General features: G+C 72.9%; 22 protein-coding genes and 1 pseudogene. 15 read left to right on the top strand and 8 right to left on the bottom strand.

Annotated elements, in window-relative coordinates; translation table 11 throughout:
* Positions 1 to 113: 113 nt before the first annotated feature.
* From RIU97_RS40850 to RIU97_RS40840, 3 genes are all read left to right on the top strand, one after another.
* Complete coding sequence (locus tag RIU97_RS40850) at positions 114 to 1,670, top strand: lipase family protein (protein ID WP_404962565.1); 1,557 nt, start codon at positions 114 to 116, stop codon at positions 1,668 to 1,670.
* A 34-nt stretch (positions 1,671 to 1,704) separates the two neighbouring features.
* Positions 1,705 to 3,153 carry a hypothetical protein gene (locus RIU97_RS40845; protein WP_404962564.1) on the top strand — a complete coding sequence of 483 codons (1,449 nt, stop codon included), beginning with the start codon at positions 1,705 to 1,707 and terminating at the stop codon, positions 3,151 to 3,153.
* A 166-nt stretch (positions 3,154 to 3,319) separates the two neighbouring features.
* Positions 3,320 to 4,102: a lysophospholipid acyltransferase family protein gene (locus RIU97_RS40840; RefSeq protein ID WP_404962563.1), complete on the top strand. Its 783-nt coding sequence runs from the start codon at positions 3,320 to 3,322 to the stop codon at positions 4,100 to 4,102.
* 172 nt (positions 4,103 to 4,274) lie between these two features.
* Here RIU97_RS40840 and RIU97_RS40835 read toward each other — a convergent pair whose 3' ends face one another.
* Positions 4,275 to 5,234, bottom strand: a complete 960-nt coding sequence (locus tag RIU97_RS40835) for a LysR family transcriptional regulator (protein WP_404962562.1) — start codon at positions 5,232 to 5,234, stop codon at positions 4,275 to 4,277.
* A gap of 70 nt (positions 5,235 to 5,304) precedes the next feature.
* Between RIU97_RS40835 and RIU97_RS40830 the strand changes: the two genes are divergently transcribed.
* Both RIU97_RS40830 and RIU97_RS40825 read left to right on the top strand, forming a co-directional pair.
* The gene (locus tag RIU97_RS40830; protein WP_404962561.1) at positions 5,305 to 6,243 is read left to right on the top strand and encodes an NAD-dependent epimerase/dehydratase family protein; all 939 of its coding nucleotides are present in this window, start codon (positions 5,305 to 5,307) and stop codon (positions 6,241 to 6,243) included.
* A gap of 13 nt (positions 6,244 to 6,256) precedes the next feature.
* Positions 6,257 to 7,141, top strand: a complete 885-nt coding sequence (locus RIU97_RS40825) for an aldo/keto reductase (protein ID WP_404962560.1) — start codon at positions 6,257 to 6,259, stop codon at positions 7,139 to 7,141.
* A gap of 23 nt (positions 7,142 to 7,164) precedes the next feature.
* On the opposite strand, the gene RIU97_RS40820 is transcribed toward RIU97_RS40825, so the two are convergent.
* Positions 7,165 to 7,908, bottom strand: coding sequence for a class I SAM-dependent methyltransferase (locus tag RIU97_RS40820; protein ID WP_404962559.1), 744 nt, complete (start codon positions 7,906 to 7,908; stop codon positions 7,165 to 7,167).
* Between the two features lie 467 nt (positions 7,909 to 8,375).
* Positions 8,376 to 9,152, bottom strand: coding sequence for an SDR family NAD(P)-dependent oxidoreductase (locus RIU97_RS40815; protein ID WP_404962558.1), 777 nt, complete (start codon positions 9,150 to 9,152; stop codon positions 8,376 to 8,378).
* 34 nt (positions 9,153 to 9,186) lie between these two features.
* Between RIU97_RS40815 and RIU97_RS40810 the strand changes: the two genes are divergently transcribed.
* Positions 9,187 to 10,131 (top strand): NAD-dependent epimerase/dehydratase family protein, encoded by a 945-nt coding sequence (locus RIU97_RS40810; RefSeq protein WP_404962557.1) that lies wholly within the window; start codon positions 9,187 to 9,189, stop codon positions 10,129 to 10,131.
* Between the two features lie 52 nt (positions 10,132 to 10,183).
* Here RIU97_RS40810 and RIU97_RS40805 read toward each other — a convergent pair whose 3' ends face one another.
* Positions 10,184 to 11,170: a ScbA/BarX family gamma-butyrolactone biosynthesis protein gene (locus tag RIU97_RS40805; RefSeq protein ID WP_404962556.1), complete on the bottom strand. Its 987-nt coding sequence runs from the start codon at positions 11,168 to 11,170 to the stop codon at positions 10,184 to 10,186.
* A gap of 460 nt (positions 11,171 to 11,630) precedes the next feature.
* Here RIU97_RS40805 and RIU97_RS40800 point away from each other — a divergent pair, with 460 nt between their 5' ends.
* The 6 genes from RIU97_RS40800 (at position 11,631) to RIU97_RS40775 (ending at position 17,812) form a co-directional block, all read left to right on the top strand.
* Complete coding sequence (locus RIU97_RS40800) at positions 11,631 to 12,920, top strand: cytochrome P450 (RefSeq protein ID WP_404962555.1); 1,290 nt, start codon at positions 11,631 to 11,633, stop codon at positions 12,918 to 12,920.
* A 179-nt stretch (positions 12,921 to 13,099) separates the two neighbouring features.
* Positions 13,100 to 13,774, top strand: coding sequence for a ScbR family autoregulator-binding transcription factor (locus RIU97_RS40795; RefSeq protein WP_404962554.1), 675 nt, complete (start codon positions 13,100 to 13,102; stop codon positions 13,772 to 13,774).
* 190 nt (positions 13,775 to 13,964) lie between these two features.
* Positions 13,965 to 14,678 carry a ScbR family autoregulator-binding transcription factor gene (locus tag RIU97_RS40790; RefSeq protein WP_404962553.1) on the top strand — a complete coding sequence of 238 codons (714 nt, stop codon included), beginning with the start codon at positions 13,965 to 13,967 and terminating at the stop codon, positions 14,676 to 14,678.
* 238 nt (positions 14,679 to 14,916) lie between these two features.
* Positions 14,917 to 15,798, top strand: coding sequence for a BTAD domain-containing putative transcriptional regulator (locus RIU97_RS40785; protein WP_404962552.1), 882 nt, complete (start codon positions 14,917 to 14,919; stop codon positions 15,796 to 15,798).
* A gap of 104 nt (positions 15,799 to 15,902) precedes the next feature.
* The gene (locus RIU97_RS40780; protein ID WP_404962551.1) at positions 15,903 to 16,607 is read left to right on the top strand and encodes a ScbR family autoregulator-binding transcription factor; all 705 of its coding nucleotides are present in this window, start codon (positions 15,903 to 15,905) and stop codon (positions 16,605 to 16,607) included.
* A 371-nt stretch (positions 16,608 to 16,978) separates the two neighbouring features.
* Entirely contained in the window at positions 16,979 to 17,812 is an 834-nt protein-coding gene (locus RIU97_RS40775; RefSeq protein WP_404962550.1) for a BTAD domain-containing putative transcriptional regulator, read from the top strand.
* Positions 17,813 to 17,848: 36 nt separating this feature from the next.
* On the opposite strand, the gene RIU97_RS40770 is transcribed toward RIU97_RS40775, so the two are convergent.
* Complete coding sequence (locus tag RIU97_RS40770) at positions 17,849 to 18,259, bottom strand: hypothetical protein (RefSeq protein WP_404962549.1); 411 nt, start codon at positions 18,257 to 18,259, stop codon at positions 17,849 to 17,851.
* Positions 18,260 to 18,718: 459 nt separating this feature from the next.
* Here RIU97_RS40770 and RIU97_RS40765 point away from each other — a divergent pair, with 459 nt between their 5' ends.
* Positions 18,719 to 19,720 (top strand): CPBP family intramembrane glutamic endopeptidase, encoded by a 1,002-nt coding sequence (locus RIU97_RS40765; RefSeq protein WP_404962548.1) that lies wholly within the window; start codon positions 18,719 to 18,721, stop codon positions 19,718 to 19,720.
* Here the strand turns inward: RIU97_RS40765 and RIU97_RS40760 are convergent.
* Positions 19,714 to 20,166 (bottom strand): hypothetical protein, encoded by a 453-nt coding sequence (locus RIU97_RS40760; RefSeq protein ID WP_404963127.1) that lies wholly within the window; start codon positions 20,164 to 20,166, stop codon positions 19,714 to 19,716. The two genes, RIU97_RS40765 and RIU97_RS40760, sit on opposite strands and share 7 nt — an antisense overlap.
* A gap of 163 nt (positions 20,167 to 20,329) precedes the next feature.
* Positions 20,330 to 20,488: pseudogene (locus RIU97_RS40755) on the bottom strand (MerR family DNA-binding transcriptional regulator); the annotation flags it as partial.
* Positions 20,489 to 20,681: 193 nt separating this feature from the next.
* Between RIU97_RS40755 and RIU97_RS40750 the strand changes: the two are divergent.
* Positions 20,682 to 21,803, top strand: coding sequence for a serine hydrolase domain-containing protein (locus RIU97_RS40750; RefSeq protein WP_404962547.1), 1,122 nt, complete (start codon positions 20,682 to 20,684; stop codon positions 21,801 to 21,803).
* An 8-nt stretch (positions 21,804 to 21,811) separates the two neighbouring features.
* Here RIU97_RS40750 and RIU97_RS40745 read toward each other — a convergent pair whose 3' ends face one another.
* Positions 21,812 to 21,937, bottom strand: a complete 126-nt coding sequence (locus RIU97_RS40745; protein ID WP_404962546.1) for a hypothetical protein — start codon at positions 21,935 to 21,937, stop codon at positions 21,812 to 21,814.
* 234 nt (positions 21,938 to 22,171) lie between these two features.
* On the opposite strand from RIU97_RS40745, the gene RIU97_RS40740 reads away from it, so the two are divergent.
* Positions 22,172 to 23,485 (top strand): helix-turn-helix domain-containing protein, encoded by a 1,314-nt coding sequence (locus tag RIU97_RS40740; protein ID WP_404962545.1) that lies wholly within the window; start codon positions 22,172 to 22,174, stop codon positions 23,483 to 23,485.
* Positions 23,486 to 23,509: the final 24 nt, after the last annotated feature.

Genomic DNA, 23,509 nt, shown 5'->3' with positions numbered 1-23,509 from the left:
GCCTGACGCGTGCGCGCAGTGGATCACTTTCGGTGCCAGCATGCCCGGCGAAAGGGGGGCGGGGCGGCGAACACCGCACAGGGACGAGAGGGAGGACCGTGACACCTCAGACCGTGGCAGCGCAGACCGTGGCAGCGCAGACCGTGGCAGCGCAGACCGTGGCAGCGCAGACCGTGGCAGCGCAGACCGTGGCAGCGCAGACCGTGGCAGCGCAGAGCGTGGCGCCTCAGGTGGCCGATGAAGCGGCTGGGACCGTTCCGGGGCAGAGCAGGCCGGCCGCCGGCGGGCCCGGCGCCGTTCCCGGAGCCGGTGGGCCCGTGGCGGCGGGACCCGACGCGGAACTCCTGGTCGCGGCGTCCGTTCTGCTGGCGGATGCGGCCCTCAGTGCGAAGCGGGCCGGTGCGGAACTGACCGGGGCGCTCAGCAGCTGGCGGTTCGGTCTGGCCGCCCTGCGCCGTCCCGGGTGGGCGCTCGGCACGGCGGTGTCCTGCGCCAGGGCGCTGACCAGCCCTTCGGGGCTCGGGTTCGGTCCCAACGGCGGGCTCGCCGGGGAGCTGGCCCGGATGGCGGGGAGCGTGACCTACCGCCGGCCGGCCGCGGTGTCCATGGCCGTGGACGCCTTCGCGCTGCGGATCGAGGCGGCGGTGGTGGAGCACCCGAACCTCGGCTCGGCACTGGCGAGGCGGCTCACCGACGCCATGGTGGAGGGGAACCGGTGGGAGGCGCTGCGGGCGCTGCACGCGCTGGTCGAGCGGCTGGGCGTGACGCGCGCCCTGACGACCGTCAGCCCGGTGATCATGGAGTTGCTGGCGCTGCTGGGGCTGCTCGACGAGAACCCGGTCAACGACGGCTTCTCCTGGGTGACGCTCGCCGGCGGAGTGCCGACCACGGATCCCTTCCTCGGACTGCCGAGTTCGCTGCTCGCCCGCCTCAACCCCGGCCCCGGGCGGGCGGAGCGGACCGAGCCGGACTCGATCCTCGCGAAGGTCCTGACGACGTCCCGCAACGACATCGTCAGCTACATCAACGACATCGGTGCGCTCGGCAACCACGGGCTGGTGCTGCTGCGGCGCGTCGAGTGCGCCGACGGCCGCGTCAAGTACGTGCTGCTGCTGCCCGGTACGAGCTTCGTCCTGCCGAGCAACAGCACCCCGCAGGACCTGATCGGCGCGTTCGACGGGTTCCTGCGCTCCGATACGACGTACACGCGCGCGGCGCGGAAGCTGCTGCGGCGGGCGGGGGTGCCGGCCGGGTCGGAGCTGATGCTCGTCGGGCACAGCCTGGGCGGACTGACGGCGATGAACCTGGCGATGGACGTGGAGCTGGCGTCCGCCCACCGGATCACCCACGTCGTCACGCTCGGCTCCCCCATCGACAACAAGCGCCCGGCCGACCACACCACCCAGGTGATCAGTCTGGTCAACAAGCACGACGTGATCCCCATGCTCGACGGGCGCGGGCCCGCCTCTCCCCACGACATCCCCGCCGGCTGGGTCGAACTGACCTGGCTGGACGAGTCCTACGACTATCCGCTGTCGCACGCGCCGCAGGCGTACTCCGACAGCCTGCGCGGGGAGATGGCGCACCACCGGGACCGGGTGAACGAACTGATCAGGGCCTACGACGGCGAAGTCGTCGGGAACCAGCCGTACATGCTCCGTGACAAGTGACGAGCGAGCGCATGACCACGAGGGAGAGCGACCGATGACCCATGCCGACGGCCCGGCCACGGCGGCGGCGCGGCCCGAGACGGCCTGGCCCCTGGAGAACGTGCTGTTCAGCGCCGCGCTGGCGGCCCGGCGGATGCCGTGGGCGGACCTGCCCGCGCGCACGCTCGGCCTGGACGCGCTGACCCGCGACGGGCTGACGGACCGGCTGATGGCACACCTGAGGAGCGGCCGGGCCGGGCGCCCGGTGCGGCTGCGCACGCCCTTCGGGGCCTTCCTCGTACCGCTGACCCGGGCGGATGCCGAGAGCCTGCTGGCCGGTGCCGACGGCGCCGGGGCGCTGGGCACCCCGTCCGCTCTCGCGGCCGACGGGCGCAGGTCCGGGCTGTCGCCGCACGTGGTGCCGGCGGGCACGTGGGAGGCACCCGCGCAGGGCGGCGCCGGCGGGCTGGGCGCCCAGGTGGCCGAGCACCTCGCCGCGGTGACCGGTGCCCGACGGCAGGACGGCACCCTGGACCCGGACCGCTGGCAGGCCGGCATGCTGCGGCTGAGCCGGCGCGTCGTACTGGGCGCCGAGGCCGCCGAGGACACCCTGCTGAGCGAGATGGTCTCGGCGGCGGCGGGCGCCGCGGGCGGGCGTGCGTACGAGGCGCGGGCGGCGGCCGTGCGACGGCGGATGGCACCGTACCTCGCCGGCCCCGAACCCGGCTGCCTGGCCGGCCGGCTGGCGGCCGGGGACCGGGGCGTGCCGGAGCTGCACCTGGCCGTCGCGCACGCGCTGTCCCTGGTGTCGGCGGCCACCGCCGTATCGGCGCTGAAGGCCCTGGCCCTGCTCGGCACGGATGCGGACGCGTGCGGAACGCGTGCGGGTGTCACGGGGGCGGCGCCGTCGGCCGGGGAGCCGGCCGGCCAGGTTCTGGACCGGGCCGCGGACCGGGCCATGGACCTGGCTCTGGAGCAGTACCCTCCGCTGTCCGCCGTGGTGTATCCGCTGCGCGCGCCGTTCGGGGCGCAGGGCCTGGCGATCGGAGCCGGGGAGGAAATCCTGTACGACCCGGCGCTGTTGGGGCCGCGTACGGAGGACGGGCGTACGGATCCGGCGTGGGCGCTGTGCGGGAACCCGTCCGGCTGCGCCGTCGCCGGGTTCGCCGCGCGCGTCGGCCGGGAGGTCGTCCGCGCAGCCGCCGGCGCGGTGCGTCCTGTGGTTCCCCCTGCGCGGTTCGCGGTGGGCTGCCCGCCGGACGCCGGCGATTCCCGGGCCGTGGCCGCGCCGCTCGCCTCGTACGGGGCGCGGGGGCGGGCCGGCGCGGACCGGCTGGACCGGCTGGACCGGCATGCCGAGAGCCTCTCCGCGTGCGCCGCCGATGCCGGCTGGAACGGGAGCGAGGCCGGCGAACGGTTCCGCACGGTCCTCCTCGCGCACGCCGACCGGTGTGCGAGGGCGGCCGCCGAGGTGCGCAGTGCCGCGAGGTGGCTGGCGGACTGAGCGCCGTACGCGGGGCCGCTTCCGCCCCGGTCCTCGAACGGAGGACTTCGGGCGGTTTCCGTCCCGGTCAGCCGTGATCAACAGGGCTCTCGGCCGTTGAACCGGCGGAACACCGTCTCGCCGGCCGCGAGCCGGCCGGCGTGCGATGTGAGAGTGAGGTCCCGGCGTGAGGGACAGTGTGGTCGAGATGATCAGGGCGACCGGGGCCGAACTCGGCTCCGCCAGACGGCTGCTCGGCGAAGCCGGCGGTGTCGCGTGGGACCGCCTCCTCGACTGGCTCGTCGACGACTACTTCCGGGTGGTCGCGCTCGGCCTGGAGAACATCCCCGCACAGGGCCCGGCGGTGATCGCCGTCAATCACTCCGGTGCCTGGGGCCTCGACGCGTTCGTCCTGGACAAGGTGCTGGGAAGGGCGCTGGACCGGCGCGTGCGCTTCCTCGCGGCTCCGTTCGTCTTCCGCACCCCCATCCTGGGGCGGCACGCGCGCCGTAACGGCGCACTGCCGATCGGTCCGACGGCCGGTGTCGAGCACCTCAACGCGGGGCAGCTCGTCGGGGTGTACCCGGAGGGCATCGCGGGTCTGGAGAAACCGTTCACCGAGCGGTACCGGCTGCGGTCCTTCAGCCCCGGCTTCGCGGTCGCCGCCATCCGCTCGGGTGCCCCGGTGGTGCCCGTCGGGATCGTCGGCGCGGAGGAGGCGTGCCCCAAGCTCGGCGAGGTGCCGACCCTTGCCCGGCTGCTCGGCGTGCCGTACTTCCCGGTCACCACGCCGTTCCCGCTGCCGTCCAACTGGACGATCACCATCGGGGAACCGATCCCGGCGCCGGCCCGTCCCGACGGCCTGGCCGCCCGCCGGGACGCCGCCCGGGGGCTGAGCGAGATGACGCGTACCGCCGTACAGGAGCTGATCGACCGCGAACTGGCCGATCGGGAGCACCTGTTCGACTGAGGGCGCGGTGCGGCTGCGGCCCGGCCGCCGGGCCGGGCGGTGTCCTGGGCCGCGGCCAGGCGCTGCCGGCTCTCTTCACTGTCGGTGGCACGTCCGCGTGCCCGGGCTCGGTGGACCCTGCGATGATCGCGGCCCTGGACGCGGGCCGGCTCGCGCTTCCCGTCGGCGGCGGCTACACCGGGCCCTGACCGACCGGGACTCCCAGCCCCCGGGCCGTGCCGGCAGCGTCCTTGCGCTGCCGGACCGCCTGCTCGCGCAGGGCGTCGATGAGCGTCGTGACGTGGGGCCGGTCGCCGCGGCCGAGCGCGGCGACGCCGATGTAGCGGACCGGCCCCGGCGGTGCGATGGGGACGGTGCACAGGCCGGGGACGTGCGGGGCGAGCGCGATGGAGGGGACCAGGGAGATTCCCATGCCCGCGGCGACGAGCGAGCGGGCGAAGAAGTAGTCGGTGGTGGTCCCGCGCACCTGCGGATCGAAGCCGGCGCGCTCGGCGTAGCGGCGCAGGTACGCCTCGGTCTTCAGGCAGCCGAGCACCCAGGGTTCGGCTGCCAGTTCGGCGAGGTCGAGGGCGTCGCGGCCGGCGAGCGGGTGCCCTTGCGGCAGGACGACGTGGAGGGGGTCTTCCAGGAGCGGCGTCCACTGCAGTCTGGAGCCGGCGCCCGGCCCGACGGGGAGCGGGCCGTCGAAGTGGTAGGCGAGGGCGAGGTCCACGGCGCCCTGGCGGACGAGGGGCAGGGTGTCCTCGGGTTCGCCTTCCCGGATGTGGAGCACGGCGTCGGGATGGGCTGCCGTGAGCCGGGTGAGAGCGGCGGGCAGCAGGAGGCGGCCGCCGCTGGTGAAGGTGGCGACGGTGAGCCGGGTACGGCCGGTGCTGAGCCGGGCGACCTGCTGTTGTGCGTGTTCGAGCTCCGCGGCGACGGATTCGGCTGCGCCGACCATGATCTGGCCGGCCCGGGTGAGGGTGACGCCGCGGGTGCTGCGGGAGACGACCTGGGTGTTGAGGCTGCGCTCCAGGGCGGCCACCTGCTGGGAGACGGCCGAGGGGGTGAGGCGCAGGGCCGTGGCCGCCTGGTTGAAGCTGCCGTGCTCCGCCACCGCCCGCAGGACGCGGAGCCGTTGCACATCGATCAACAGTTTTCCTTCATACGCATCCAGTAGGCCGGGACTTCTGCTGGTGACGATAGGTCTCCAGGATGGGGGCATGCAAAGGATCTGCGTCATCGGCGGAAGCCGGTACTTCGGAAAGCTCCTGGTGAAGCGTCTGCAGGGGGCGGGGCACCGGGTCACGGTGATCAACCGCGGCTCCGCCCCGCCGCCCGCCGGCGTGGAGCACCTCGTCGCGGACCGCAACGACGAGGCCGCCCTGACGGCCGTGCTCGGCTCCCGCAGCTTCGACGTCGTGGTGGACCAGGTCTGCTACACCCCGGTGCAGGCCGCCGTCTCCGCCCGCGCCTTTGCCGGCCGTACCCGGCGCTACGTCATGACCTCCACGATCGAGGTCTACGATCCCGCGACCGCGGCGCTGCCGGCCGTGCCCCGGGGCACGCCGGTGCCGGAGGAGAGCGTGGACCCGGCCGCCTGGGCGGTGGCCATGGACCTTCCCTGGCACGACGACGCGTACGTGGAGGCGCACTACGCCGAGGGCAAGCGGCAGGCGGAGGCCGTCTTCGCCCGCGCCGGCGGCTTCGGTTTCGCCAGTGTGCGCAGCGCCCATGTGCTCGGCGGCGGTGCGCGGGAGTTCACCGGCCGGCTGGCGCATTACGCGGGGCGCATCGCCAGGGGCGAGGAGATCGCTGTGCACGCGAAGGTGCTGCCCACGGTCTTCATCCACTACGAGGAGCTGGCGGACCTGCTGCTGTGGGCGGCCGCGGCCGGCTTCACCGGTGCGGTCAACGCGTGCTGCGACGGCCCGCTCGATGTCTACGGCTTCGCCGCGGTCGTCGCCGCGCAGGTGGGCCGGGAGCCGGTTTACCGGACCGTCGCGGCGGGCGGGGAGGCGTCGGCGTTCTCCTTCGACCGCCACTACGCCATGAGCAACGCGCGTGCGAAGGAGCTGGGGTTCTCCTTCTCCCGCACCGTCGACTGGCTGCCCGGCGCCGTCGCCGAAGCCCTGACCGCCGAGCCGTCACCCACCGTCTGAGGATCGAGCCGCCATGCAGTACCGCACCATCGCCCGCACGGCCGTCGGCGCCATCGGCCTGGGCGCGATGCCGCTGTCGATCGAGCACCGCCCGGACGAGAGGCGGGCCATCGCCACCGTCCACGCCGCCCTCGACGCCGGCGTCACGCTCATCGACACCGCCGACAGCTACCACTGGCGCGCCGGCGAGGCGGGCCACAACGAGCTGCTGATCGCCCGCGCCCTGGCCCGCTACGGCGGCGACACCTCCCGGGTGCTGGTGGCCACCAAGGGCGGCCGGGGCCGCCCCGGCGACGGCAGCTGGACCGTCAACGCCTCCCCCGCCCACCTGAAGCGGGCCGCCGAGGCCTCCGCGAAGCGTCTGGGCACCGACGCGATCGGCCTGTACCAGCTGCACAAGCCGGACCCGGCCGTGCCCTGGGCGGAGTCCGTCGGCGCGCTGCGCGAGCTGCTCGACGCCGGCACGATCCGCGCCGCGGGAATCTCCAACGTCACCACCGCCCAGATCCGCCAGGCGCACCAGATCCTCGGCGGCGGACTGGTCTGCGTGCAGAACCGGTACTCCCCCGCCGTCCGCGACAGCGAGCCCGAGCTGCGGCTGAGCACCCGGCTGGGTCTGGCGTTCCTGCCCTGGAGCCCACTGGGCGGCATCTCCCGCAGCTCCCTCGACGGGCCCACCGGCCCCACGCCCGTCGCCTCCGCCTTCCACCGTGTCGCGGCCGGGCGCGGGGTCAGCCCGCAGCAGGTCGCCCTGGCCTGGCTGCTCGCCCGCTCCCCGGCCGTGATCCCGGTACCGGGAGCCAGCCGCCCGCTGTCCATCACCGACTCGGCCAAGGCCGCGGATCTCACGCTGAGCGCGCGGGAGCTGGCACTGCTCGAGGACGCTCTGCCGGGCTGAGGCGGGTCACGGGTGTGGGGGTGTCAGGCGCGGCAGCGCAGCATCTCCAGCGGGGGGTTGGCGTGGAAGTCCGCCCAGAAGTCCGCACCGTAGGCGCGCACGCCGGCCTCCGACACCGTCAGCGGGACCCAGGTCACCTCGCTGAACCCGGCCGCCTGCAGGCTCTTCTCGTAGACCTCGCGGCGCGGGCGGTTGGCGACGAAGGAGACCGGCTGGTCGAGCAGGGCCGTGGTCCGCACCTGCGGCCCGGTCTCGGCCGTCTCGCCGGTCAGCACGGAGAGGAACCCGTACTTCTCGGGGGTCGGCCCGTCGAAGCGGAAGTCGGGTGACTGGTTGAGCAGGAAGAACTCGCCGCCGGGCTTCAGGCTCCGGTGTACGTTGCGGCACATCCGCTCCGTGGTGGCGGTGTCCTGGGCGTAGTTGAGCAGCTGGACCGCCAGGCCGACGTCGAAGCGCTGGGCGAGGGGCCGCAGTTCGGCCACGTCACCGATCTCGTAGCGCACGCCCAGCGGATCGTGTTCTTCCAACTGCTGTGCGACGGAGACCATTTCACCGGAGACGTCGACGCCGAGCACCTCGGCGGCGCCGCGCCGCTTGAACTCCCTGCTGTAGAAGCCGGTGCCGGAGGCGAGGTCGAGGACCGACTTGCCGCGTACGTCCCCGACCAGGGCCAGGAAGCTGGGCACCACCGCGTACTGCTCCAGCGGCAGGGCTTTGAACCCCTCGTACGCCTCACCGATCTCGTCGTACTGCTGCTGTGCGCTCATGGTGTCGTACTCCCCGTTTCGGCATGTCCTTGGCCGCGGTTTCCGGTCCCCGACTGCGGGGAACGCCGCGGCTTCTGACTGGCAGTCTCTACGGGTCGCGGCGGGCCGTCGTACTGGCTGAAGCCACAAAGATCGGGGCTTCGTCCCGGCGTCGTGTACGGAGGGCGTAGGGGTGCGGGCGCTAGCCGAAGACGCCGATGCCGCCCTCTCCGCCGTTGCCGGGGACCGATCGTCTCCAGATGTCGGTGCGGGTGGCGTTCATGGGAGGGGCTCCGTAGGCGGGTGGGGGCGTTCGGCTGCGGATGCGGCGGGCGGGCCGCCCTGGTGTGGTGTCATCGGTGACTCCGTTGCGCCCCGGGCCGGGGGCTCGGGTCACGGCCCGGGAAGTCGGGGCTTGACAGGCCGGCGGCCGGGCCGGGAGCCGCACACACCCCCGCGTACGGCGTACGCACTGCAGGCCGGGGCCGCTAGCGTGTGGTCCAGCCGCCGTCGACGGACAAGGTCGCGCCCAGGACGAAGGACGCGCGGTCGCTGCAGAGCCAGGCGGCCGCCTCCGCGATCTCCGTCGGGCTCGCCATGCGCGGGAGGGGGGCCGACCGCAGGAGGACCTCTTCCATCGCCGGGTTCTGCTGCAGCCAGTTGTCGATCATCTCGCTGCGGGTGGAGCCCGGGGCGATGGCGTTGACGCGGATGCCCTGGGCGGCGTACTCGCAGGCGGCGGCCTTGGTGAGGCCCAGGACCGCGTGCTTCGAGGCGATGTAGGTCGCCGTCACCGGGGTGGCGACCAGGCCGGCGGTGCTGCTGTTGTTCACGATCGAGCCGCCGCCGCCCGCGAGCATGGCGCGGATCTCGTGGCGCATGCAGTTCCAGACGCCGCGGACGTTGGTGTCCATCACGGTGTCGTACGCGTCCTCGTCCAGCAGGTGCATGGGCTGGGGGGTCGCGCCGATGCCGGCGTTGTTGAAGGCGGCGTCGAGGCGGCCGTAGGCGGCCACGGCCGCCTCGACGGCGCGGGCCACGTCCTCGGTGCGGGAGACGTCGGCGACCACGTACTGGGCCTGGTGGCCGTCGGCGAGCAATTCCCTTGTGAGGGCCGCGAGTTGGGGTTCGCGGCGGGCCACCAGGGTCACCGAGGCGCCTTCGCGGCAGAATACGCGTGCGGCGGCCGCGCCGATGCCCGCGCTCGCGCCCGTGATCAGCGCCGATCTGCCCGCCATCAAAGAGTTGCTGGTCTCCCGGGTCATCGCGCGACCGTAACACGAGGGGATGGAGGGCGTGATGACAGGAAGAGTCGTGCTGGTGACCGGCGCCACCGGGTTCGTCGGTTCCGCGGTGGTGGAGCGTCTGGTGCAAGAAGGGGTGCGCGTACGGGTGTTGGCGCACCGGGCCGATGTGCCGTCAGGAGCGGGCGTGGAAGGCGTACGGGGGGACCTCGCGCACGCCGGGTCGGTGCGCGGGCTGTGTGACGGTGTCGGCGCCGTGCTGCATCTCGCGGCGCGGATCGGGGGCGCGGAAGAGGAGTGCCGGGCCGTCAACGTGGAAGGGACGCGGGCGCTGCTGGCCGAGGCGGAGCGGGCCGGGGTGCGGCGGATCGTGCAGTTGGGGACGGCGGCCGTGTACCGGGACGGGGCGCACCGGGGTGAGGTGGAAGGGGAGCTCGCCGAGGAGCCGGGGTCGGTGACCAGTGTGACCCGGCTCGTCGGTGAGCGGATGGTGCTGGCGGCGGGCGGGGCGGTGGTGCGTCCCCATCTGGTGTACGGGCGGGGGGACCGCTGGGTGGTGCCGTCGCTGGTGCGGCTGCTCGCGCGGTTGCCGCACTGGGTGGACGGCGGGCGGGCCCGGATGTCCATGGTGTCGGTGGACGCGCTGGCGGGTGCGATCGCGGAGCTGGCCGTACGGGAGGAGGGCGTACGGGGTGTGCTGCATGCGGGGCATCCCGAGCCGGTGACCGCGCGGGAGCTGGTGGGGACGGTGGCGCGGGAGCTGGGGCTGCCGCTGCCGAGGGGGGAGGTGGACCTGTCCGGGGCGCTGGAGTTGCTGGGAGGCCCGGAGGGTCCCGATCCGGTGGTGCGGCGGCAGGTGTCGCTGTTCGCGGTGGACCACTGGTACGGCAGTGGGCGGTTGTGGGGGCAGCTGGCGGCGTCCCCGGGGGCGCGGTTCTCGCAGGCGTTCGGTCAGTACGCCGACTGGTACCGCGGTGAGGAGCGGATGCGCGGCCGCTGACCCGGAGGGGTTGCGGGGGCGGTGGGAGCGGGGTCGCGGGCGTGGGTGGGCGTCACCGCAGGGGGTGCGGGCCGGGCCGGTCCTGGGCCGCGCCGGTGACCGTCGAGGTGAAGACGGTGCGGCCCTCCTGGTGGCCGGTGACCTCGACGCGGCCGGGTGCGAGGAGGGCGGCGTCCACCCAGCAGGGGGCGTCCAGTTCGGCGTACTGGTGGAACTCGGTGGACAGGCCGGTGGGGGTGAACGCGCCGGGGCGGTGGAGCCCGCAGGCGGCCTGGCGGGCGGCCTCGACCAGGACCATGCCGGGGTGGTGGTCGTTCGCGTGCTCGAAGAGGATCGGGTGGTCGAGGTCGGGGTTGAGCAGCCAGCGGCCGGGGCGGTCGGCGGGTGCGAGGACCACGTCGAAGGGGGCCAGCCGGCCGGCGGAGGCGGCGGGCACGGGCGTGCGGCGGGGCAGCGGTCGCGCCAAGCCGGCGTGGCCGCGGTCGCCGCGCAGCCGGCGGTAGGTGGCGGGGGCGACGCAGGTGAAGCGGGCGGTGCCGGAGGCGGCGAGTTCCCCGTTGCGGTGGATGTCGACCTGGAGGAAGCCGGAGAAGCGGCTGCCCTTCCAGGTGAAGTCCGTGCAGGTGGCGGTCATGTCGAGTTCGCTCGGCCGGCGGCCTATGCGCAGCTGCTCGGGGCGGGAGGTGAAGTCCAGGCTCCAGAGGAGGACGTTGTGGCCGAGGGGGACTCCGTAGACGGCGTGGCAGAGGTAGAGCCCCGTCTGTCTGATGGTCTCGCCGGCCTGTACCGGGTCGTGGCCGCCGCCGTCGGCGCTGGTGAAGAAGGTGTGGGCGCGGGGCCACTGCCCGGTGAGGGAGAAGGTGTCGTCGCCGATGCGCTCGCAGCCGGTGAGGAAGACCTCGGCCAGTGAACTGCGGTGGACGTACTCCCTGGGCACCGTGGTGGTCAGCACCGGGGCCTCGTTGCAGCGCGTCCAGGGGTCTCCCGCTCCCGCGAGCGGGAGGGCGGGAGCGTTGTTCCGGATCGTCAGCATGGTCATGGGACCTCTCCCGCAGAGCCGTTTGACGGATGGGACGGGGTGCGTACGCGAGACGCAAGATACGTACTCTCCGGTTTTGTTTGCAAGGTGCGGAAGGAGAGTGAATGTCGCTCGCGCACCGGTGGCGGGGGTGGCCGTGGAGGGTGGTGCGGGGGCGCCGTGACGTCGACCAGCGAATATCAGGATGGCGGCCGTCGGCCGTGATGTGAGGGATCACGGCCCAAGTGGGAGAGGGCCTTCCGGTCATATGCGCCGGTCCGGCGGGGCATCGTCACGCGGTGTTCAACGAGCGGCGCGCGAGTTGTTCTTGAGTGGTCGTCATGCGATGAGGCATGCCTTGCAAACCATTGGCAGGCGGGGCGGAGCAATGCCAGAATCGGGGCCGCCGCCGGTCATCAAAAGAACCGGATGGATGGTTTTTGAACGCAGGGTGTCGGCAGCTCGCTGCACCCTGTGACCGATGTTCGCCACCATCCGGGAGAGCCGTCAGATGACCCGTCAGTGCCCCATAGCGATCGACCTCTCCGGAGCGGACGTGCACGCCGAGGCGGCGCGCATCCGGGAGCAGGCGCCGGCGACACAGGTGCTGCTGCCCGGCGGGGTGAGGGGCTGGGCCGTCAACCGGCACGCCGACATCCGCAGGCTGCTCGTGGACCCGAGGGTGTCGAAGGACGCGTACCGGCACTGGCCGGCGTGGATCGACGCAGAGGTCGGCGCCGAGTGGCCGCTGGCGATCTGGGTCTCGGTGCAGAACATGATCACCGCCTACGGCGAGGAGCACACGCGCCTGCGCAAGCCGGTCGCCGCCGCGTTCACCTCGCGGCGCGTCGCCGCCCTGCGGCCGAGGATCGAGGAGGTCGTGGACGGGCTGCTGGACGGGCTGGCCGCGCTGCCGCCGGGCCGGGTGGTCGATCTGCGGGCGGGGTTCGCGCACGAACTGCCGACCCGGATGGTCTTCGAGCTGTTCGGGATCCCGGAGCGGTCGTGGGCACCTCTGCACAAGATCATCAGAGGCTTCTTCGACACGACGACCACGGTCGAGGCGGCGCAGCAGAACGCGGCGGACATGGAAGTGACGATGGCCGACGTGGTCGCGTACCGGCGGGCGCACCCGGGCGACGACATCACCAGCGTGCTGATCGCCGCCCGGGACTCGGACGGCGAGGAGGACGGGGTGCGGCTCAGCGAGAAGGAGCTGGTCGACAACCTGATCCTGCTCTTCACGGCCGGGTACGAGACCACCGTCAACCTCATCTGCACCGCCCTGCACGAACTGCTGCGCCATCCGGACCAGTTGAAGCTGGTGCGCGAGGGGCTCGCCTCCTGGGAGGACGTGGTCGAGGAGGCGCTGCGGATCGAGCCGCCGGCCTCGTACGGGCTGCTGCGGTTCGCGGTGGAGGACATCGACATGGGCGAGGGGGTGGTGATCCCGCAGGGGGACCCGATCCTGGTGTCGTTCGGCTCGGTCGGGCGCGATCCCCTGCTGCACGGGGCCGGTGCGGAGCGGTTCGACGTCACGCGCGCGACCCGTGGACAGCACCTGTCCTTCGGTTTCGGGACGCACTACTGCCTGGGCGCGACCCTGGCACGGACCGAGTGCGCGATCGCCGTGCAGCGCTTCTTCGAGAGGTTCCCGGAGCCGGTGCTGGCGGCCGCGGGGAGCGGGGAGCTGCCGCGGGTGGCCTCGTTCATCTCCAACGGGCTGCAGGAGCTGCCGGTGGTGCTGGGGGCCGAGAACAGGGGTATGTGAGGCGGAGGGGAAGCAAGTGGCGGAAGGGGGCGTGGGGTTTTGGTGGAGAGGTGACGGATTGTGATGCCCGGCTGGACAGACGTGCTTGACTAAAATACGGACCTTCTGGTTGGTTTTGATGGGGTGGCGGATCCTGTCAGGGGGTCCGGCTGGCACAACCCCTGGACAACGGAGGCACCGTGGCACGGCAAGAGCGTGCGGTACGTACGCGTCGCGCGATCTTGGAAGCGGCGGCGGCGGTCTTCGACGAGCGCGGATACGACGCGGCCACCATCGCCGACATCCTCGCCCGGGCGGGGGTCACCAAGGGCGCCCTGTACTTCCACTTCTCCTCCAAGCAGGAGCTGGCCCAGGGGGTGCTCGAGGAGCAGTTCGCCGAGGGCGGGGTGCCCCACCGCGAGAGCAAGCTCCAGGAACTCGTCGATGTCGCGCTGGTGTTGGCGTACCGCATGAAGCACGAGCCGATGCTCAGCGCGGGGGCCCGGCTCTCCCTGGGCCCGGGCATGCGCGACATCTTCGGCGGAGGGTCCGTGCCGGGCTGGATCGAGTTCACGCGCGCGCTGCTCTGCGAGGCCAAGGAGCAGGGCGAACTGCTCCCGCACGTCGATCCCGCCGAGACGGCCTGGATCCTTTCCGCCTGCTGGACGGGCGCCCAGATCTTCTCCCAGACCCTCAACGACCGGACGGACCTCGAACAGCGGGTGGCCGCCGTCTACCAGCACATCTACCCGTCCATCGCCACGCCGGCGGTGCTCGCGCGGCTGGAGATGGGCCCCGACCGGGGGCGGCGGGTGACCGTGGAGATGGGGATCGCGGCCGGCCCGGCGCAGGAACCCGAGCCGGCGCTGCCCTGAGGCCGACGCGTCCGGCGCGCGGTGAGGACGTGCGGGGCGGGGTATACGGCTCTGGAGGTCCGGCCGGAGGGCGGGTTGGTGCGCGTCGGCTCCAGCGGGACACGAGCTGCGCTCCGGTGCGGCCGCAGACGGTGGGCGTCACGATCTTGTACCCCCTGGGCAAACCGCATTGACGGTTTGTGGAGACTCCATGGCCAAGCAGGAGCGTGCGGCCCGCACGCGAGAAACTCTGATCCGTGCCGCTGCGGAGGTCTTCGCCGAGCAGGGGTTCGTCACCGCGTCGATCGCGGCGATCAGCCGACGGGCCGGCGTGAGCGCCGGCGGGCTGCACTTCCACTTCGAGAGCAAGACCGCGCTCGCCCGGGCCGTCGAGGACCGGGCGTCGCAGGCGCTGCGGCGCGTCACCACCGAGAGGTGGGGGGCCGTGGTGGCCCCGTCCGGGGCGGTGGACGGCAACGCCCTGCAGGTGCTGGTGGATTCCTCCCACTCCCTGATGGCCCTGCTGGCGTCGGACGTGGTGGTACGGGCCGCCTTCGGGCTGTGCGCGGACGTCTCGCGCAGGAGCGAGATCGACCTGCGGCGTCAGTGGCGCCTGTGGGTCGAGGCGGTCACGCGGGCCGCGGCGCGGCACGGCGCGCTGGCCGAGGGGCTCGCCCCGCAGGACGCGGCGAGCGTGGTGGTGGCCTCCACCGCGGGGCTGGAGGCCCTGGGAGCCCGCGAACGGGACTGGCTCGCACCCCACGCCCTCACCCGGTTCTGGACGCTGGCACTCCCCCGGCTCGCGGCCGACGGGACGCTGGGCGGGCTTGCGCCGGAAGGGTCGGGAGGGCTGGGAGGACCGGACGGGGCGGATGGGCCGGGAGGCCATGGTTCTGCCGCCCAACGGGACTCCATACCAGACTGAATGGTCTGTTTAGAGGGCCGTGGGAGTCGATTCCGGGGTCCCAGCCGGGGGTGGCCAAGGGGCGCGGGGGCCGGTCCAGGCTGTCAGTGGTCGACTGAACTCCCAGGCAGGAGCGGGTTTTTGATGGGCAGTCAGGATGTTTCCGTCTCCAAAACAGCACAACCGGTTTGATATTGACAAACCGTCGGTCCTGTTTTCTACTGGCTGTGCGACTCATCCAAGGACAGGGGAGTACGGCGTGGACATCGATGTACTGGGCGCGTTGGCTGTGCGGGAGAACGGGATCTCCATCACGCCGACCGCCCCCAAGCCCCGGCAGGTCCTGGCGCTCCTGGCCCTCCATGCCGATCAGGTGGTGCCCGTATCGGCGCTGATCGAGGAGCTGTGGGCGGGCGAACCGCCGCGCAGCGCCCGGACGACGCTCCAGACGTACGTCCTGCAGTTACGTGCCCTCATCGCGACCGCTCTGGAGCGGGGCGCGGCCGACGGCGCGGAGGCCGCTGCGGATCCCGCCACGGTTCCCGGTACGGATCGCGGCGCGGGCGTGCGGACCGCGAAGGACATACTCGTCACCCTGCCGGGCGGCTATCTGCTGAGCAGCGGCGGCGGAGTTCTGGACGTGCGGGAGTTCGACCGGCTCGCCGGGAGCGGCTACCGCGCCATGGACGCGGGTGACTTCCCCGCCGCGGCGCGGCTGCTGCGCGAGGCGCTGGCCCTGTGGAGCGGGCCCGCCTTCGCCGACGTGCAGAGCGGGGTCCAGCTGGACATGGAGGCCAGACGGCTGGAGGAGACGCGGCTGTGCGCCCTCGACCAGCGGATCGAGGCGGACCTGCGGCTGGGCCGGCACCGGGAGCTGCTGGCCGAACTGACCGTGCTGGCGAGCCGGTACCGCACGCACGAGAACCTGCACGGCCAGTTCATGCTCGCCCTGCACCGCTCGGGCCGGCGCGGCGAGGCGCTGGACGTCTACCAGCGGCTGCGGGGGACGCTGGTGCGCGAGCTGGGGCTGGAGCCGTCCGTGGCGCTGCGGCGCCTGCAGCGCTCGATCCTGATGGCGGGTCCCGAGAGCCTCTCCGAGCCCGGGGTCGAGCCCGGGGGCGACCGGCTCGTACGGGTCTGAGGTGTGTGAGGTCTCTGAGGCCTTCGGGGCCGCCGTTCTCCGGCCTGTCAGGGGCCTTCGGGGTGCGGGGGGCTCCGTCGGCGGCGGCGAGAGGGGACGGCTCGGTGCAGGAGAGGTCGGAGCGAACCCGCAGACGGCTGGTCCGTGCCGCGGCCGAGATGTTCCACCGCAACGGCTACGCGAACGCGACGCTGGAGGAGATCGCGGGCGCGGCCGGGGTGACGAAGGGGGCGCTGTACTTCCACTTCGCCTCCAAGGACGAGCTGGCAGAGGCCGTGCAGCAGCGGGGACACACGCTGCTGCACGACGAGGTACGGGCCCTGCGCGAGTCGGGGGCCTCGCCGCTGCAGGCGCTGATCGACATCACGCACTGGCTGGCCGCGACGCTGCACGAGGATCCGGCGATCCCGGCGAGCTTCCGGATCACCAAGGAGTGCGGGGCGGGGCCCCGGGGGCCGGCCGGGGCGCGGCCGGCGGTGGTGGACTTCCACGCGGCGTGGATCTCGGCGGTCCGTACGCTGCTCCGGCTGGCGAGGGACGCGGGTGAACTGCCGGCGGCGGAGCGCGGGTGGGAGGGCGCGGAGGCGCTGGTGACGGCTGCGGCGTGCGGGATCGAGGTCCTGTCCGGTACCGGGATGCCGTACCGGGAGCTGCGGCGGAAGGTGGCGGCGATGTGGGCCCTGCTGCTGCCGGGCCTCGTGGACGGCGCGAGGGTTGGGGAGTACCGGGCGCGGGCGCGCGGTGGCGCGCCGGCCGGCAGCGGGGGCGCCGCGGCGGGCGTGCAGCTCGCGCAGGCACCAAAGGGCTGACTCAGTAAGGGAGTTGCCCGCTCGGGCGTGGGGCGTGCCGGGCCGTCCCCCCTCCGGCGGGCGCTGCCGGGACGTCTTCGGGTCCAGATTCGGGTTCGGGTCCGGATTCGGGTTCGGGATTTCGGGCGGGTGCACGGCTGCGGCCGGTGCGGGTGCGGTCCGGGGGATGTTTCCGGACGCCCGGGGAGCGCTCTCGGGGACTGTTCGTGCGGTGTTCCGCCTGGTACGGCCGTGGTTTCACGGCTGCGGGGCGGGGCTTGGAGAGGGGCTCGAAGGGAGCTTGAGGATCCGGTGACATCGTTCAGGGACCGCTACCGTGCCCCGAGTCGGAGGCCGAACAACGAGGGACTCGACGACGTGCGGAGGAGACGGTGAAGATTCAGGTGCTGGGTCCGTTGAGTGCCGAGGTCAACGGGGGTTCGATCGTTCCGACCGCACGCAAGCCGCGGCAGATCCTCACGCTCCTCGCCCTCTACCCGGGCCGGGTGATGCCGGTGCCCACGCTCATGGAGGAGCTCTGGGGCACCAACCTGCCGCAGAGCGCGCTCACGACCCTGCAGACGTACATACTCCAGCTGCGCCGGCGGCTGGGTACCGCCATGGGACCGGGCGGAGGTGCGGGGGGCGCCGCTGGCGCGAAAGAGGTCCTCGTCACGCGGCACGGCGGGTACCTGCTGCAGATCCCGCCGGAGGCGGTGGACGTGCACGAGTACGAGGGCCTCGTGGCCCGCGGCCAGAGCGACTTCGAGCAGGGCGACGACGAGAGCGCGGCGTCCATGCTGCGCGCGGCGCTCGCGCTGTGGCAGGGGCCCGCGCTGGTCGACGTACGGGTGGGCCCGATCCTGGAGATCGAGGTGATGCGGCTGGAGGAGAGCCGGCTGGTCACCGTGGAGCGGCGGATCGACGTGGATCTGCGGCTGGGCCGGCACACGGAGCTGCTGGCCGAGCTCACGGAGCTGATCGCCCGGCATCCGCAGCACGAGGGGCTGCACTCGCAGGCGATGGTGGCGCTGTACCGGTCGGGCCGGCAGGCGACGGCCCTGGACGTGTACCGGCGGCTGCGCGGCCGGCTGATCGAGGACCTCGGAGTGGAGCCGTCGCCCCAACTCCAGCGCCTGCACCAGGCCATGCTGGCCGTCGACCCGGCGCTGGACGTGCAGGCGGGGCCGAAGCGGGGGTCGACCTTCGACCTGTACGCCGTCTGAGCCCGGCTCCCCTCCCCTGCTGCGCGGGCACTCTTGCTAGGGGCAGGACTCTTCGTTCTTCACCGTGCCGAAGTCGATCTTCGTGTCGGTGGCGGTGGCCGTGCCGGCGGCCGGGGTCTGCGTGCAGACCTTCCAGTTCCGGTCGAGGACCTGGTGACGGTTCTTGCCGAGCGCGTCGTGCGAGGAGAGCAGGTAGAACCCTGCGGCCTGCGCGTTGTTTTGGGCGCTCTGGAGGACCTGGCCGGCGAAGTCGGGCACGACGGCCGCCGGCTTTCCCGCCTTCGGCGGCACAGGAGCGCTGCCGGCCGGGGCGGGCGCGGCCGTCGTGGCAGCGGGGGGCGCGGCGGGCGACGGGCTGCTGCTGGTGTCGGCGGCCTGCGGGTCGCACCCGGCGAGGGCGAGGCATCCGATGGCGGCGAGCAGGGTGACGGTGTGGTGTGTGCGCATCGCGCCACTGTGCCGGGGCCCGGTGGGCTGCGCAGCGGCTTTGACCGGTCTGTGACGGACCACTGCCCCTCAGACCACGTCCTCAAGGAGCACTTCTGGACGCCGCCCGCCCAGACCGAGTACGCACGGCCCATGGGCTGGAGCGCCTCGGCGAGCGGCACGGCCGGGACGAATTCCGCCTCCACGACCTCCGCGACCGCCTCGCCGGCGCGGACTGGGCCGACGACGAGGAATGCACCGCGTACGGCCTCATTGAGGAGGAGACGGCTGAACTGCGCGCCTGGGCCCGGCACTGGGTGAGCGATCTCGACCAGCGCCTGCACGACCACGACGGCGAGGCCTGACCGTCCCAGGGCTGGATTCCTGTCGCGCATCCCAGGGCTGAGCACGGTCGTGGTCCGTGGCGACAATCAGCTGGCGGACTGCGGGATTCCTGGTGCGGTGACGAATCCTTGTGCCATGACCAATGACACGACGGCCCCCGGCCCGGCACTGGCGTCTCCCGTCGGCCCCGGGCCCTCCCGCGCCCTGCCGTTTCACCGGCTGGCCTTGGCGACCGGGTATCACAGCTGGTGGCGACCGCTGGCCGGAACGGCGATGGTGCTCCTCGGGGCCGTCGTGCTGATGTCGGCGCTGTTCCTCGGCGCCGAGATCGTGGGGAGGGTCGCGAGCCGCCCCCTCGACTCGGACGGCATGGCCGTCTGGGGCGACCTCGGCGACACCGCGCTGGCACTGCTGTCCATAGCCCTGGTGACCCCCGTCGTGCTGCTTGCCGCGTACTGCGCGCAACACCGCCCGCCGGGGACCGTGTCGTCGGTCGACGGCCGGCTCCGCGGGCGCCGGCTGGCCACCTGCCTCGGGCTGGCCCTGCCCCTGGTCCTGCTCATGGTCGCGGTTCAGGTGCTGGTACCGAGCCCGGCGGGCGAGGGCGAGGACCTGGTGTGGGCGGGCACCTCGACGTTCCTCACCGGTCTTGCGACGGTGTGGGTCCTGGTGCCGTTCCAGGCCGCGGCCGAGGAGTACCTGTTCCGCGGCTGGCTGCTGCAGGCGGTCGGCGCGTGGTGCCGCTCACCGTGGGTGGCGATCGCCCCGCAGGCCCTGCTCTTCGCCGCGGTCCACGGGTGGGGCACCGCCTGGGGCTTCGCCGATCTCGTCGTCTTCGGGGTGGTGACGGGCTGGCTGACCATGCGTACGGGCGGGCTGGAAGCCGCCATCGCCCTGCACGTCCTCAACAACCTGGTGGGGATGAGCATCTCGGCCGCGTTCGCCGGCGCGTTCGCCTCACAGGAGACCGCCGCCGACATGGACTGGGTGGCCATGGCCATCGACGTCCCCACGGTGCTTCTCTACGCGACGGCCGTGCTGTGGGTCACCCGCCGCCGCGAACGGGCGGAGGATGCCGGCGGGCCGGGTGCCTCGCCGGCTGCGCTGACCGGCGGCAGGCGTGCGGGCCGTCACTGACGCGGGATGTCGATGCCGGCTGCGCGCAGGTTCGCCTCGACCAGGGTGTTCAACCGGGCGATGGACGGTGCCTGGTCTTCCCGGTGGTGGTTGACCAGTTCGTACCGGGAGACGGCGTCGGGCCGGTTGTGGAACCCGGCCGGCGCCGCCAGCAGCGCGCGGTGGGTCAGCAGCTTGTCGGCCAGTGCGGACGCCAGCTCCCCGATCCGCGGGTCGTCCGGATCCCAGGACCTCGCATCCCAGCCGCGCTTGGTCAGCTCGACGTGCTCGGGATCGTCGAGGAAGTGTTTCAGGCGGGCCAGGAAGCTGTCGAAGATCTCCGGAACCAGCGCGGGCCAGCACCATGGCCTCCCGCTGACCGGCCAGGTAGTCGGGGCTGAAGCCGAGTTCGGAGAGCCGGTCCAGGACCGTGCAGGCCCGGTCGGGCAGCAGGACCCGGTCGCCATGGGTGAGCCGGTGCAGGGTGTCGCGGCGCGCGCTCAGGTCCTCGATCCGTTCGGTGAGCCGGCGGTGGACGTCGTCCAGGGCGGCGGCGAACCGCTCGGGATCGGCGTCGAGCAGGTCACCGATCTCGGCCAGCGGCACACCGGCCCCGGCCAGGGTCCGCACCTGGACCATCCGGAGCAAGTCGGCCGACCCGTAACGCCGGTAGCCGGAACCGTCACGTTGCGGCTCGGGGACCAGGCCGAGCCGGTGATAGTGCCGCACCGTCTTGACCGTGACGCCGGCGAACGCCGCCGCCTGACCGATCGTGAGCCCGTCTGCCATCGGCTCGGCACACCTCCAGGTCGTGGACGGCCGCGGTCTCGCGAACCAGGGCCGAGGGTAGCGCGCATCCGGTCAGCCCATGCCTGCGAAGGAGATTGACCTTGACCTTGGGTCAGGGTGCACGCTCATCGCACGGCCGCCTCGCATACGGGGCGCGCCGCACACCTGCCCATCGCGAGACCGAGGAATGACCATGAGCGAATCCCTCCCCACCACGAAGAACTCCGCCGCCGTACCGGACCGCCCGGAACTGCGGAAGGCCGTCCGGGAGATCGTCGACTCCGGTATCACCGGAGTGCAGCTGCGCGTGCACGACGAGCGGGGCGCATGGGCCGGCAGCGCCGGGGTGGCCGGGCTGGGCGAGAGCGCCGGGCCGCCGGTCGACGGGCACGTGCGGATCGGCAGCAACACCAAGACCTTCACCGCGACCGTGGTGCTGCAACTGGTGGCCGAAGGCAGGATCGCACTGGACACCCCGGCGGCCGACTGCCTGCCGGAGTTCGGGCTGGACCGGCGGATCACGGTGCGGATGCTGCTGCAGCACACCAGCGGGGTGTTCAACCACACCGGCGAGCTCCTGGAGGACGGGACGGTCGCGCACGGGATCCCCTCCACGATCTCGGGCCGGGAGTGGGTGGAGGGCCGGTTCCGGACCTACCGGCCCGAGGAGCTGGTGCGGCTGTCGCTGTCGAAGCCGGCGCGGTTCGAGCCGGGGACGGGCTGGAGCTACTCCAACACCAACTACGTGCTGGCCAGGCTGCTGATCGAGAACATCACCGGCCGCTCGTGCGCCGAGGAGACGCAGGAGCGGATCCTGGGGCCGCTCGGTCTGTCGGGCACCGTGGTGCCGGGCACCTCGCCGGAGCTCCCCGAGCCGTACGCCCGCGCCTACTACCGGTACGAGGACGCCGGCCGGCAGACGACGGTCGACGTCAGCCGCCACAACCCCTCCTGGATCTCCGCCGGCGGGGACATGATCTCGACCACCCGGGACCTGCACACCTTCATCTCGGCGCTGACGGGCGGCAGGCTCCTGCCGGCTCCGCTGCTGGCCGAGATGCGCACGCCGCACGCCCAGAGCGGATTCGGCCTGGGGTTGCGGGTGCAGGAGGTGGGCGAAGACGGCACCACCGTCCTCTTCCACAACGGCGGCGCGGCGGGACACGCGGCGTTGATGTACAGCACGCCCGACGCCAGCAGGACCCTGACCGCCGCGCTGAACTATGTGGACGACGCGGCGATGTCCCTGGCAGGGGTGTTCCAGAAGGCGCAGGAGAGGCTGGTCGAGGAGGTGTTCGGCGGCGGGCGGGCCTGATGGCCGGGCTATCTCTTCGGCCAGCCGATGTCGTCGTCCGGGCGGGTCTTCCCGGCCGGTTCGGCGGGCCGGCGGGCGGGGGCCGCGAGGGTGGTGTGGGCTGCGGGCGTCCAGGACGCGCGGGATGCGCACACCGATGGCCTCATCGTCGACTCCAAGGCGCTGAATGCGGGAAGAGCGGGGCTCCGGCCGGGTGCCGGGGCCGGGTTCTGGAGAGTCTGCCTCGGCCGGATCGAGGAACGCTCGAGGAACGCATGACGTGCGCATGAGAGCCGTCGCGAACCCCTGGCAAAGGTTTGCCCGCGTATTGCCGGGCGTCCTACGCTCGTTGGCGGTTCCCGACAGATTTCTTGCCCGCGACCTCAGGGATGCTCATGCTGCGACAGCCCGCGTTCGGACACCGCCTGAGAAAGCTCCGGATGGCCCAGGGCCTGTCCCAGACGGCGCTGGCCGGCGAGGGCATGTCCACCGGTTATCTCTCCCGCCTGGAGTCGGGCGCACGCCAGCCGACCGAGCGGGCCGTGGGGTACCTGGCGGGCCGGCTGGGCCTGGAGGCGGCCGACTTCGAGGAGCCGGCCACCGGCTCGCTGGCCCATGCGCTCACCCTCGCGGCGTCCACCGGCTCCCCCGACGCCGTCGAGGCTCTGCGCCAGGCGCTGACCGCCGAGGGCCACGAGAGCCCGGTACTGCGCTGGCAGGCGCTGTGGCTCCTCGCCCAGGCCGCCCGCGTCCAGGGCGACCACGCGCTGGAACTGGAGCGGCTCACGCGGCTGGTCGGGCTCGGTGAGGAAGTGGGCGTGTGCGAGCTGCGCGTACGGGGCCTGACCCGCCTCGCCCGCTGCCTGCGGTCCGTCGGTGAGATCAACCCGGCCCTGGAGGCCGCCGTCGAGGCCCACCGGCTCGCACTGAGTGAGGAGTTGGGCGTGGAGGACCGGGCCGCCGCCCTGCTGGCGCTGGTGTCCGTACAGGCCGAGGCCGGCCGGGTCGGCGACGCGCGGGTGCACGCCGACGAGCTGACCGTTCTCGTCGAGGGCCGCGCCGACGCGCTGTGGGCCGAGGCCATGTGGACGGCCGCCGCCGTCCGGATGCGCCAGGGCGACTACCCGGGCGCGCAGGCCTGCCTCGACGATGCCCTCGACCGGTTCGGCAGCCAGGAGGACCTGGTCCTGTGGACCCGGCTGCGGCTGGCCACGGCCCGGCTGCACCTGCAGAAGCTGCCCGCCGATCCGGAGCAGGCCCAGCGCCGCGCCGCCGAGGCCGAGGCCGCTCTCGCCTTCGTGGGCACACCGGCCCTGCGGCAGGATCTGACCGCGCTCAAGGCCGACCTGGCCTTCGCCACCGGCCGGTACGACGACGCGCGCGCCCTGCTCGCCGCGCTGGCCGGCGACCAGTCGAGGATGACCTACCGCGGCCGGGTACGGCTGGAGATCCTGCGTCATCAGCTGCTGATCCTCGGTGGCGACCCCTGCGGGATCCAGGGCCTGCGCGACCTGGCGCAGCAGGCTCAGCAGGACGCGAACATCGACCTCGCCGCCGAGATCTGGCGGGTGCTGGCCGACGCACTCACCCAGGCGGGACAGGCAGGGCTGGCGGGACAGGCAGGGCTGGCGGGACAGACGGGAGTGGCGGGACAGGCCGGTCAGGCGGGCCGGCTCAGCGGGGCCTCGCCCGTCGGGGGTTGAGGAAGGCTCAAGTCCCCTGGTGCA

It is taken from the genome of Streptomyces sp. 147326, from assembly GCF_045000215.1.
GTDB lineage: Bacteria > Actinomycetota > Actinomycetes > Streptomycetales > Streptomycetaceae > Streptomyces.
The sequence above is the reverse complement of the archived record's forward strand: the minus strand, read 5'-3'. Positions and strand labels throughout refer to the sequence as shown.